This is a genomic window from Teichococcus deserti (assembly GCF_001982615.1).
Lineage (GTDB): Bacteria > Pseudomonadota > Alphaproteobacteria > Acetobacterales > Acetobacteraceae > Pseudoroseomonas > Pseudoroseomonas deserti.
On sequence record NZ_MLCO01000181.1, the window covers coordinates 1 to 11,638 of the forward strand.

Genomic DNA, 11,638 nt, shown 5'->3' on the forward strand with positions numbered 1-11,638 from the left:
CACCGGCGCGCCGGTGGAGACGCTGCCCTTCGAGGAGGTCACCTATTGGGACGAGCTGCGCCGCATCCTCGACTGGACGCAGAGCCATGTGCACGGGCTCTTCACCATCTGCTGGGGGGCGCAGGCGGCGGCGCGCCATTTTCACGGCATGCCGAAGCATCCGCTGACGGAAAAGGCCTTCGGCGTCTACCAGCACCGCAACCTGGCGCCGGCCTCGCCCTATCTGCGCGGCTTTTCCGACGACTTCTCCATCCCCGTCTCGCGCTGGACCGAGGTGCGGCGCGCCGACATCCCGCCCGAGAGCGGCATGACCGTGCTGATGGAATCCGAGGAGACCGGCCTCTGCCTGCTGGACGACCCGCGGCACGGCGCGCTGCACATGTTCAACCACATCGAATATGATTCGAGCTCGCTGGCGGAGGAATACTTCCGCGATCTCGCCGCCGGGAAGTCGATCGCCAAGCCGCGCCATTATTTCCCAAAGGACGATCCGGCGGCGAAGCCGGAGAACCGCTGGCGCAGCCACGCGCATTTGCTCTTCGGCAATTGGATCAACCAGATCTACCAGACCACGCCCTTCGAGACCGCGGCGATCGGGGCGAAGCGCGGCTAGGCGGGGTCTGCCTCGGCCGCGACGATGCTGCGACAAAAGGTCCACCTGCCGTGGCGGCGGCGGCGGCCTAGTTTCCCGGCCATGGATAGCGGCATGGCCTGGGAATATTCCGGATGTACGACTGGTTCCCGTTAGTCTTCTTCCCCTTCAAGATCATCGTGCTGGGCGTCGGCATGTTCTTCTCGATCAAGTGGCATCACGACCAGGCGAAGAAGGAGCAGCGGGAACGGCAACGCCGCGCGCAGCCTAGCTCAGCGGGCCCGCTGGCGGCGTCGCCGCCAGCGCTGCCGCCACCTGGCGCAGCTTCTCCGGGTTGCGGGTGATGTAGATGGCGGCGATGCGGCCTTCCTCGATGGCCAGGGCCGTGGTCTGCAGCACCCCGTCGCGTTCGCGGCTGACATAGCCGGGCAGCCCGTCGATGCGGCAGGCGCGGATGAACTCGGCCGGCTTGTCCTGCAGCTTGCGGGCGAGGCCGGCGAAGAGCCGCAGCGCGCGGTCCAGCCCCAGGATCGGGTTGCGGAAGGCGTTCACCTTGCCGCCGCCATCGGCCTGCAGCACCACGCCCTCGGCCAGCAGCCCGCGCAGCGTCTCGACATCGCCGGTGCTGGAGGCGCGGAAGAAGGCCGCGGCGATGCGCTCGCCCTCGGCCGGGGCGACGCTGTAGCGCGGGCGGGCCTCCTTCACATGGGCGCGGGCGCGGGCCGCCCGCTGCCGCGCCGCCGCAGGGTCGCGGCCCAGGGCCGCGGCGACATCGGGCAGCGGCACGTCGAAGACGTCATGCAGCAGAAAGGCGGCGCGCTCGAGCGGCGAAAGCCGCTCGAGGGCCAGCATCAGCGTCAAGGTGATCTCGTCGGCGCGCATTTCTTCGAATTCCGGCTCATAGAGCGGCTCGGGCAGCCAGCTGCCGACATAGCTCTCCCGCCGCGCGCGCGCGGAGCCGAGCTGGTCCAGGCAGAGCCGCGTCACCACCCGGGTCAGGAAGGCGGGCGTGTTCTGCACCGCCGCGCGCTCGGCGCCCTGCCAGCGGATCCAGGCCTCCTGCAGGATGTCTTCCGCCTCGGCGGAAGACCCCAGCATGCGATAGGCCAGGCGCAGCAGCCGCGGCCGCTGCTGCGCGAAGGCTTCCGTCTCGGCGTCAGGCGGCGGCATGCGCCATCTCGAGCGGATGCGCCGCGCGGAAGCCGACCTGCAGCCGGTTCCACAGGTTGATGGCGCCGATCAGCAGGGTCAGCTGCACCCGCTCGGCCTCGCTGAACGCCGCCTCCACCAGGGCATAGTCGGCATCCGGGGCGCCGGTCTCGGAAACCCGGGTCAGCGCCTCGGTCCAGGCCAGCGCCGCGCGCTCGCGCGGGGTGTAGAGCGGCGATTCGCGCCAGGCATTCAGCATGTAGAGGCGCAGTTCGGTCTCGCCATGGGCGCGGGCATCGCTGGCATGCATGTGGATGCAAAAGGCGCAGCCATTGATCTGCGAGGCGCGCAGCTTCACCAGCTCCTTCAGGGCGTGCTCCAGGGTGGAGGCCTTGAAGCTGGCCTCGAGGGCCATCATGGCCTTGATGCCTTCAGGGACGTGCTTGTAGGGGGCGGCGATGCGCGGGGTCATGGGTCTTGCTCCGTGCCTGCACCATGCAGGCTTCGGACCCATGACGGAACAGCCGGGGCCGCTGTGACACGGCCCCGGCAGTTTTCTGGCGTCAGGCGCCGACCGCCTCTTCCGCCACCCGCTGCAGCCGGGTGCGGCCCGGGCGGCGGCCGACCATCTCTTCCACGGTGAAGACCAGGCGGCCGTCCTGGAAGCGGTCGCCGGCCACCGGCAGCCGGCCGAGGCGCCCCATGACGAAGCCGGCCAGCGTGCTGTAGCGCCCGGCCTGGCCGGCCAGCTGCGTGCCGATCTGCTGGTCCAGGCTGTGCAGGTCGATCTGGCCATCGGCCAGCCAGGCATCCTCGCCCTCGGCCACCAGCAGCGGCGACAGCGCGCCGCCCTCCTGGAAGCCGCCGGCGATGGCTTCCAGGATGTCGGTGGGGGTGACGATGCCCTCCAGCCCGCCGAATTCGTCGACCACCACGGCCAGCTGCACGGGGGCGGCGCGCAGCTTCTCCATCAGCACCAGCACGCCCATCCGCTCCGGCACCAGCAGCGCCGGGCGGATGCTTTTCTCGATGTCGATCCGCCCGTGATCCAGCAGGTCGCGCAGCAGGTCGCGGGCCAGCGCCACGCCCACCACCGCCTCGATGCCGCCGCGCGCCAGGATGAAGCGGGAATGGCCGCTCGCAAGGATACGGCGGCGCTGCTCCTCGGGCGGCAGGTCGATCTCCAGCCAGTCGACCTCGGCGCGCGGCGTCATGATCGAGCGCAGGCTGCGCTGGCCCAGCGCCATGACGCCCTGGACCATGGCGCGCTCGGCCGGGCCGAAGACCGGCGCCGGTTCCGCCGCGGCGGGCTCGGCCGGGCCGGGCTCCGCATGGGCCGCGGATTCCTCGCGGCCGCCGAGCAGGCGCAGCACGGCGGTCGCGGCGCGCTGGCGGCGGTCGCCCAGATTCTGCCGCTTCACCTGGTTGCGGCGGGCCAATTGATTACAGGCCTCGATCAGCACCGAGAAGCCGATGGCGGCGTAGAGATAGCCCTTCGGGATATGCAGGCCGAGGCCTTCCGCGATCAGGCTGAAGCCGATCATCAGCAGGAAGCCCAGGCAGAGGATCACCACCGTCGGATGCGCCGAGACGAAGCGCATCATCGGCCGCGAGGCGGCGAGCATGACGACCATGGCGGTGATGACGGCGATGTACATGATCGACAGGTGCTGGACCATGCCGACTGCGGTGATGACGGAATCCAGCGAGAAGACGGCGTCCAGCACGACGATCTGCGCCACCACCTGCCAGAAGCTGGCCCAGACGCGGGGGCGGTCGGTGGCGGCCTCGGCGCCCTCCAGCCGCTCATGCAGCTCGCTGGTGGCCTTGAACAACAGGAACAGCCCGCCGCCGACCAGGATCAATCCGCGGCCGGTGATGTCCATCCCCGCGACATTGAACAGCGGTGCGGTCAGGCCGACGATCCAGGCGATGCCGGCCAGCAGCGCCAGCCGCATCAGCAGCGCCAGCGACAGGCCGATCAGCCGCGCCTTGTTGCGCTGCTCGGGCGGCAGCTTGTCGGCCAGGATGGCGATGAAGATCAGGTTGTCGATGCCGAGCACGAGCTCCAGCACGATCAACGTCCCCAGGCCCAACCAGGCGGTCGGGTCGGCGATCCATTCCATTTTTCTTAACGGTGCTCCAGCAGGGGACAGCGCGCACGCCGCCGCCCCACCGCCGCCCGACTGGAAGGGTCGGCTGGTTCGGGAGCGGAAAGCCGGGCCGCCTTGGCGGTCCGGCGGCGAGGGTGGCGCTGCACCCCCCATCTACGCCGCAGGGGCTGCAGCTATTCCCGGGCTTCCCGTGAAATTACGGCTTCGTGAACGAAATGTCAGGGAGCCGGGCGATCACCTTGATCTCGAAGTCGAAGCCCGCCAGCCAGGTCACCCCCACCGCTGTCCAGTTCGGATAAGGTTTTTCGCCGAAGACCCTGGTGCGGATCCGGTTGACCGTCTCGAACTGGGCCTTCGGGTCGGTGTGGAAGCTCGTCACGTCGACGATGTCGTCGAAGCTGGCACCGGCGGCCTTCAGCACGGAGTCCAGATTGGCGAAGGCCAGTTCCACCTGCCGGGCAAAGTCGGGCTCCGGCGACCCGTCCTCCCGGCTCCCCACCTGTCCCGAGACGAAAAGAAGATCGCCGGAGCGGATGGCGGCGGAATAGCTGTTGATCTCGTAGAGATCCTGGCGGCCGGCGGGGAAAATGGCGTCACGCATGTCGGGGGTTCCTTCTGGGAGGCGCAGCGCCTATCTCAGATACGCCGCGTATGTCGGGAAGGTGGTCACATACGTGGCGTATGTCAACACCACATACGCAGCGTATGTGAAAAGGAGCTGCGCGCATGGCCACGGGCCGCCGAGCCGAGAAGATGGAAGAGACGCGGGCGGCGCTGATCCGGGCGGGGCGGCGCGCCTTTGCCGGCAAGGGCTATGCCGCCGCCGCCATGGACGAGCTGACCGCCGAGGCCGGCCTGACCCGCGGCGCGCTCTACCACCATTTCGGCGACAAGAAGGGGCTGCTGCAGGCGGTGATCGCCCAGATCGACGCCGAGATGCTGGCCCGCACCGCCCAGCTGCGCGACGCGGCGGCGACGCCCTGGCTCGGCTTCCTGGCCGAGGGGCTGGGCTATATCGAGATGGCGCTCGACCCCGAGATCCAGCGGATCATGCTGCTGGACGGGCCGGCTGTGCTGGGCGACCCGTCGCGCTGGCCGAATCAGAGCGCCTGCCTGCGCACCAGCACCGCGATGGTCGAGGCGCTGGTCGCCGACGGCGTCATGGCCCCGGTCGATGCGGAGGCGGCGGCGCGGCTGATCAACGGCGCCGCGCTGAATGCCGCGCTGTGGATCGCGGCCTCCGACGACCCGCCCGCCACCCTCGCCCGTGCGGCGGAGGCCTTCCGCCGCATGGCCGAGGGCTTTCTGGCGCCGGGTCAGCCGCGCGGATAGGCGAGCGCGTAGGCCTCGGTCAGCGCCTCGTCCAGGCTGCGGCCGGGCGCATAGGGGGCGAGGTCGGCGCCGCGGGTCACCCCCTCCATCAGCCGCGGGCAGGGCTCGGCCGGGCCGATGGTGGTGCGCACCGGCAGCCGCTCGGCATAGATCGGCAGCGCGTAGTCTTCATCGTCGTCGATCACGCCCTTGGCGCGGATCTTGGCCGATGCCCGGTCGATCTCCATGACGATCACCGCGGTTGCCTTGATCTCCTGCGCCGTCGTCGGCCGCAGCCCGGCGGTGCGGTTGGGGAAGAAGCGGTCGACCATCATCACCAGCGCCCGCTCCTTCTCCGCCGGATCGGTGACCAGCCTGGCGAGACCGAAGGCCATCACCGAGCGGTAATCGGCCGAATGGTTGAAGCCGCAGCGGGCCAGCACCAGGCTGTCCAGATGCGTCACCGTCAGGCAGGCGGGCTCGCCCTTCGACAGGTTGCGCAGCATCCGGCTGGCGCTGCTGCCATGCCAGTAGAGCCGCGTCCCTTCGCGCCAGAACAGCGTCGGCGTGCAATAGGGCTGGCCGTCGATGACATAGGACACATGGCACAGCGCCGCCGTGTCCAGCAGCGCATGCACGGTCGCATGGTCGTAGAAGCCGCGGTCGTGGCGGCGCTTGACGCGGTTCATCGCGTCGACGGGATAGCTTTCGGACATCGTTCGGGGGACCTCCTGGCAGCGGGCCCGGGGCGGCGGGTCCTTGACGCGCCCATCAGGCGCCGGAAAATTGGTCGGCGCGAGGACCAATCCGGAGCCTGAATTGCCGACCACTTGCTCGGAGCTGCTCGACCTGCCGCTGAAGCTGGACGGCCCCGGCAGCCAGGCGCAGCGGCTGCTGGCCGCGCTGCGCGCCGCCATCCTGGGCGGGCGGCTGACGCCAGGGCTGCGGCTGCCGTCCAGCCGGGCGCTGGCCACCCAGCTGGGACTGCGGCGCAATGCCGTGGTCACCGCTTATGAGCAGCTGCTGCAGGAAGGCCTGGCCGAGGGCCGCCGCGGCGCCGGCACCTATGTCGCGGCCCAGCTCCCGCGCGGCCCGGCCGAGGCGGCGCCGCCCCCCGCGCTGTCCCTGCCCGGCCAGGTCCCTTTCGCGCTGGGCCGCACCCTGCCCGACGCCGCCCTGCTCGGGCATTTCTCCCGGCTGCTGCGGCAGCACCTGAAGAATCCGTCCCCCGAGCATTTCGGCTATGGCGATCCGCGCGGCAGCCTGGCGCTGCGCCAGGCCATCGCGGTGCATCTGGCGGCCAGCCGCGGCGTGGTCTGCGACCCCGAGCGCATCCTGCTGACCAGCGGCACCCAGCAGGGGCTGCGGCTCTGCGCCGAGGCGCTGCTGGCCCCCGGCGACGCCGCCTGGATTGAGGATCCCGGCTATCCCACTGCGCGCCGCATCCTGTCGGCGGCCGGCGCCCGGCTGATGCCGGTGCCGGTGGATGCCGCCGGCATCGATGTCGCCGCCGGCATGGCGCGCGCGCCCGCGGCCGGGCTCGCCTATGTCACCCCCTCGCACCAGTTCCCGACCGGCGCCGCCATGGCCATGCCGCGGCGGCTGGCGCTGCTGGACTGGGCGCAATCGGCCGGCGCCTATGTGCTGGAGGACGATTACGACAGCGAGTTCCGCTATGCCGGCCCGCCGCTGCCGGCGCTGGCCGGGATCGATGGCGGCGGCCGCGTCATCTATCTCGGCACCTTTTCCAAGACGCTGTTCGCCGGCCTGCGCATCGGCTTCGCCGTGCTGCCGCCGGCGCTGCTGGAACGCGTCGTCGCCGCCCGCATGCTGACCGACCGCTTCCCGCCCAGCCTGACCGCCGGCGCGCTGGCCGGCGTCATCGCCGGCGGCTTCTACGCCGCGCATCTGCGGCGGATGCGCCCGCGCTACCGCGCCGCGCGCGACCTGCTGGCGGCAACTCTAGCCGAAGCCTCTGAGGGCTGGCTGCGGCCGGCGGTGCCCGGCCAGGGGCTGCATCTGCTCGCCCCGCTGCCCGAGGGCCTGCCGCCCGGCAGCGCCGGCGTGATCCGCGCCACGGCGGGGGTGGAGGGCTGGCTGCTCTCCGACACCCAGGCGGCGCCGGCGGGGCCCGACGGCTTCGTGCTCGGCTTTTCCGGCCATCCGCTGCCGGCGTTGAAGCGCGCCGCGCAACGCTTGGGCGCGGCCACCGCCGTGGCATGCTGCAGCGCGAGACTGCCGCGCCCGGCTTGACGCGGGGCGCCGGCGGCAGAACAGTCCGCGCCGCCATGACCCCGCACGACATGCCGGCTGCCGCCGCGCCCGCCTTCGCCTCCTCCGCCGGCCTCGCCCGTATGGAAGGTTTCGTCACCCTGCATTGGGACGGCGCCGGCGGCCGCATGCTGCTGGAGCTGCCGCGCCTCGGTGAGGAGTTCCTGTACATCACGCGCCTGGCCCAAGGCATCGGCGATTTGCGGCTGGAGCGCGGCGGCATGAGCCGGCCGCAGGTGGTGCGCTTCGAGCGGCGCGGCACGAAGCTGTTCCTGATCGCCGTCAACTATGCCTGGCGCAATTCCAGCGGCGAGCCGGCGCAGGCGCTGGCGCTGCGCCAGGCCTTCCCGGATTCCATCCTCTGGGGCTTCGACATCCTGGAAGAGGCCGGCGGCACCCTGCTGGTCGATGCGACGTCTTTCCTGCTGCACGACGCGCGCGACATCGCGGGCACGCTGTCGCGGGCGGCGACGCGCGGGCGCTATGCGCTGGATGCCGGCCGCTCCGCGCTGGCGGTCGAAGGCGCCCGCGCCTTCCCGCGCAACAGCCAGGCCGAGGCGATCCTGACCTTCGCCAATCCCGATGCCGAGCCTCTTCCCTTCTGGAACGGCAACGGCCAGCGCGAAGGCCTCGCCGCCCTGGCGCCGGACCCGCGCGCCATCAGCATCCGCCTGCGCCACTGCTTCATCGCCCTGCCCGAGCCCGGCTACCGCCCGCGCGAATTCGACCCGCGCGGCTCCTTCTTCAACAGCGTCGTCTTCCATGATTTCGGCCGGTCGTTGGAAAAGCCTTTCGACGTCCACTACGCCATCCGCCATCGGCTGCAGAAGGCCGACCCGACCGCCGCGCGCAGCCGCCCCGTCCAGCCGCTGGTCTATTATGTCGACCGTGGCGCGCCGGAGCCGATGCGTTCCGCGCTGCTCGACGGCGCCCGCTGGTGGAACCGCGCCTTCGAGGCCGCCGGCTTCATCGACGCCTTCCGCGTCGAGCTGCTGCCGGAGGATGCCGACCCGCTCGACATCCGCTTCAACACCATCACCTGGGTGCCGCGCGGCAGCCGCGGCTTCTCCTACGGCACCATGATCTGGGATCCGCGCACCGGCGAGATCATCAAGGGCGAGGTGACGCTGACCGCTTTGCGCGACCGCCATCTGCGCGGCCTGGCCGAGGCGCTGCTCGCCCCCTACGACGACGCCACGCCCTGCAAGGCCGTGGAAGACTTCATGCTGGCGCGGCTGCGGCAGCTTTCGGCGCATGAGGTCTCGCACACGCTGGGCCTCGACCACAACCACATCGCCAGCAACCACGGCCAGGACATGTCGGTCTGCGACTATCCCGCGCCGCTGCTGACCTTGGACGGGAATGGCGCGGTGCAGCTCGACGCCGCCTACGGCACCGATATCGGCCGCTGGGACGAGATCTCTATCAGTTGGGGCTATTCCGAATTCCCGCCGGGCACGACGCTCGAGGAAGAGAAGCGTGGCCTGGACGCCATCCTCGAGAAGGCGGCGCATCAGGAGGGGCTCTACACCCTCGCCCAGCAGGACGCCCTGCCCGAGGACGGCATGCATCCCAAGGGCCATCACTGGGACACCGGCGCCGATGCCGCCGACGAGCTGACCCGGCTGATGACGGTGCGCGCCGCCGCCCTGTCCCGCTTCGGCGAGCGCGTCATCAAGCCCGGCCGCCCGATGGCCGAGCTTGGCGACCGGCTGACCGCGCTGTTCCTGCTGCATCGCTACCAGCTGGAAGCGGCGGTGAAGCTGATCGGCGGTCTCGACTGGCGCTATGCCATGCGCGGCGACGGCCAGGTGCCGACGGCGCTCGTTCCGGCCGCGGACCAGCGCCGCGCGCTGGAGGCCGTGCTGGCCGCGCTGTCGCCCGCCGCGCTCACCCTGTCGGAAGCCATCCTCCGCGCTATCCCGCCGCGCCCGCCGGAGTTCCTGCCGACCCGCGACCTGCTGCCCGGCCAGGTCGGCGCCGCCTTCGACCCGCTCGGCGCCGCCGAAGCCGCCGCCACCCACGGCTTCTTCTTCGTCTTCCACCCGCAGCGCTCGGCGCGGCTGATCGAGCATCACCACCGCGACGCTGCCCTGCCCTCGCTGGAAGAGATCTTCGAGGTGACGCTCGAGAAGGTCTGGAAGGCGCCGGCGGAAACCGGCCTGGCCCGCGCGGTGCAGCTGCGCATCGCCCATGTGGCGCTGCGCCACCTGATGGCGCTGGGCGCCTCGCCCGAGGCCTCGTCCAGTGTCCGCGCGGTGGTGCGCGCCACGCTGCGCCGCCTGGCCGCCTGGCTGGAGACGGCGCCGCCGCTGCCCGACGCCCTGGGCGCCGCCGAGCGCGAGGCCGCCCTCGCCGCCATCGCCATCTTCATGGTCGATCCGGCGCGCTTCCGCGATCCGGCGACGCTGCCGGTGCCGCCCGGCTCGCCGATCTGACGGCGACGCTGGCGGGATCTTAACCCGCCCTGCGGCAAGGAGGCGGGCATGCGCGCCCTCCTCCTCGCCACTGTGCTGCTCATGGCCACCGCGGCGGCCGCCGAAGACTGCGGCCCCGCCATCGAGGCCGCGGAGCGCGCCGAAGCCCTGCCCCCCGGCCTGCTGCGCGCCATCGGCCTGGTGGAAAGCGGCCGTCGCACCGCATCGGGCGTCGAGCCCTGGCCCTGGGCGCTGAACGCGGGCGGCGCCGGCTTTCTGCTCGACAGCCGCGAGGATGCCGTGGCCCGGCTGCGGCAGCTGCAGGCCGCCGGCCATCGCAGCATCGACATCGGCTGCCTGCAGGTGAACCTGCACCACCACCCGCAGGCCTTCCCCGACCCCGAGGATGGCTTCTCCCCGGCGCTGAACGCCGCCTATGCCGCGCGCTTCCTGCGCCGGCTGCAGGCCGAGACCGGCGACTGGATGCAGGCGGTCGCACGCTACCATTCCGGCGACCCGCTGCGCGGCGCCGCCTATCGCGCCCGTGTCGCCGCCTGGCTGGGCGGCGCCCCGCCGGGCGGCGGAGTGCCCGCCGTGATGGCGGCGGCGGCGCGGCCGCTGCTGGCCGTGCAGCAGCCGGGCCAGGCCGCGCCCGTGATCTGGCTGCGCCTGCCGCCCGGCCTGCCGCGGGTGGTGCGGCCCTGACCCAGGCCGGCACGCGCACGGTTTTGCGAAAAATCCATCCTTTTGGCCGAAGCTGCCGGCGCGCTGTCGCCTTGGCCGCGCTTCATCCTTTTCGCGAGGAGCCGAGACCCATGCGTCTCCCTTCCCCCCTCTGTCGCCGCCCGGCCGCCCGGCGCGTGGCGCAGGCGATGCGGCTGCTGCGGCAGGACCGCCGCGGCGTCACCGCGCTGGAATACGGGCTGATCGCGGCGCTGATCGCCGTCGCCATCATCGTCAGCGTGCGGCTGCTGGGCACCAACATCGCCGCCAAGTTCAACGACGTGGCCACCGCGATCGGCGGCTCCTGAGCCGCCGCGCGGCCGGCGGCGGAAGCCGCCGCGGCGGGCACGGACGATTCTCTCGGCGATGAGCATCCGGCGATGAGCATGAGTACCGCGCTGACCGTCATGGCCGTGCTGCTGCTGGCGCTGGTGGCGCTGCACGACCTGGCGCTGCGCACCATTCCTGACAGCGCCAGCCTGGGCCTGCTGGGCATCGGCCTGGCGCTGCGGCTGGGCGACGGCCAGGCCGGGCAGGCCCTGGCCCTGGCGGCGCTGCTGGCCCCGCCGGCGCTGCTGCTGTGGCGGCTGGGCTGGATTGGCGGCGGCGACGCCAAGCTGCTGCCCGCCATCGCGCCCCTGGCCCCGCCCGAAGCCCTGCCCGGGCTGCTGCTGGCCATCGCCCTGGCCGGCGGGCTGCTGGCCCTGCCCTATCTGCTGGCGCGGCGCCGGCTGGCCCTGCCGGCCGGGGCGCCGTCGCGCTGTGGCGCCAGCCTGGGCGCCAGGCTGTGGCGCGCCGAATGCCGGCGCCTGCGCCGCGGCGGCCCGCTGCCCTATGCGGTGGCCATCGCCGCCGGCGCCCTGCTGCCCCTGCTGCATTCCGGATGGAGGCTGCCCTGATGCTGCGCGCGCTCCTCGGCCTGGTCGTCGCCCTGGTGGTCGCCTGCATCGGCGGGCTGGCCTGGCTGGCGCTGATGCCCGAGCCCGCTGCCCCGGCCCAGCAGGCCGAGGCCCCTGCCGCCCCGCCGCCGCCGGCCATGGCCGGCGGCGGCGGGGCGGCAG

12 protein-coding genes are annotated in these 11,638 nt (G+C 72.0%); 7 read left to right on the plus strand and 5 right to left on the minus strand.

Features of this window, described 5'->3' with window-relative positions:
- A partial coding sequence (locus tag BKE38_RS17680) for a homoserine O-succinyltransferase (protein WP_076958595.1) occupies positions 1-613 on the plus strand: 613 nt, incomplete at its 5' end.
- 246 nt (positions 614-859) lie between these two features.
- On the opposite strand, the gene BKE38_RS17690 is transcribed toward BKE38_RS17680, so the two are convergent.
- The 4 genes from BKE38_RS17690 to BKE38_RS17705 all read right to left on the minus strand — a co-directional run bounded on the left by BKE38_RS17690 (position 860) and on the right by BKE38_RS17705 (position 4,456).
- Positions 860-1,762, minus strand: a complete 903-nt coding sequence (locus BKE38_RS17690; protein WP_076958597.1) for a sigma-70 family RNA polymerase sigma factor — start codon at positions 1,760-1,762, stop codon at positions 860-862.
- Entirely contained in the window at positions 1,749-2,213 is a 465-nt protein-coding gene (locus BKE38_RS17695) for a carboxymuconolactone decarboxylase family protein (protein WP_076958598.1), read from the minus strand. Before BKE38_RS17695 ends, BKE38_RS17690 begins: the two co-directional genes overlap by 14 nt.
- Before the next feature lie 91 nt (positions 2,214-2,304).
- Positions 2,305-3,867, minus strand: coding sequence for a TerC family protein (locus BKE38_RS17700; RefSeq protein ID WP_076958599.1), 1,563 nt, complete (start codon positions 3,865-3,867; stop codon positions 2,305-2,307).
- 184 nt (positions 3,868-4,051) lie between these two features.
- Positions 4,052-4,456: a RidA family protein gene (locus BKE38_RS17705; protein ID WP_076958600.1), complete on the minus strand. Its 405-nt coding sequence runs from the start codon at positions 4,454-4,456 to the stop codon at positions 4,052-4,054.
- Between the two features lie 125 nt (positions 4,457-4,581).
- Between BKE38_RS17705 and BKE38_RS17710 the strand changes: the two genes are divergently transcribed.
- A complete protein-coding gene (locus BKE38_RS17710; protein WP_076958601.1) occupies positions 4,582-5,187 on the plus strand; it encodes a TetR/AcrR family transcriptional regulator in 606 nt (201 codons plus the stop codon).
- On the opposite strand, the gene BKE38_RS17715 is transcribed toward BKE38_RS17710, so the two are convergent.
- Positions 5,172-5,882, minus strand: coding sequence for a pyridoxamine 5'-phosphate oxidase family protein (locus BKE38_RS17715; protein ID WP_076958602.1), 711 nt, complete (start codon positions 5,880-5,882; stop codon positions 5,172-5,174). The two genes, BKE38_RS17710 and BKE38_RS17715, sit on opposite strands and share 16 nt — an antisense overlap.
- A 103-nt stretch (positions 5,883-5,985) precedes the next feature.
- On the opposite strand from BKE38_RS17715, the gene pdxR reads away from it, so the two are divergent.
- From pdxR to BKE38_RS17740, 5 genes are all read left to right on the plus strand, one after another.
- Positions 5,986-7,419, plus strand: coding sequence for a MocR-like pyridoxine biosynthesis transcription factor PdxR (gene pdxR, locus BKE38_RS17720; protein ID WP_083747636.1), 1,434 nt, complete (start codon positions 5,986-5,988; stop codon positions 7,417-7,419).
- A gap of 35 nt (positions 7,420-7,454) precedes the next feature.
- Complete coding sequence (locus BKE38_RS17725; protein WP_165694216.1) at positions 7,455-9,875, plus strand: zinc-dependent metalloprotease; 2,421 nt, start codon at positions 7,455-7,457, stop codon at positions 9,873-9,875.
- Positions 9,876-9,923: 48 nt separating this feature from the next.
- Complete coding sequence (locus BKE38_RS17730) at positions 9,924-10,559, plus strand: lytic transglycosylase domain-containing protein (RefSeq protein WP_076958603.1); 636 nt, start codon at positions 9,924-9,926, stop codon at positions 10,557-10,559.
- 110 nt (positions 10,560-10,669) lie between these two features.
- Positions 10,670-10,885, plus strand: a complete 216-nt coding sequence (locus tag BKE38_RS17735; protein ID WP_242662450.1) for a Flp family type IVb pilin — start codon at positions 10,670-10,672, stop codon at positions 10,883-10,885.
- 72 nt (positions 10,886-10,957) lie between these two features.
- The gene (locus tag BKE38_RS17740; RefSeq protein ID WP_076958605.1) at positions 10,958-11,476 is read left to right on the plus strand and encodes an A24 family peptidase; all 519 of its coding nucleotides are present in this window, start codon (positions 10,958-10,960) and stop codon (positions 11,474-11,476) included.
- Positions 11,477-11,638 lie beyond the last annotated feature (162 nt).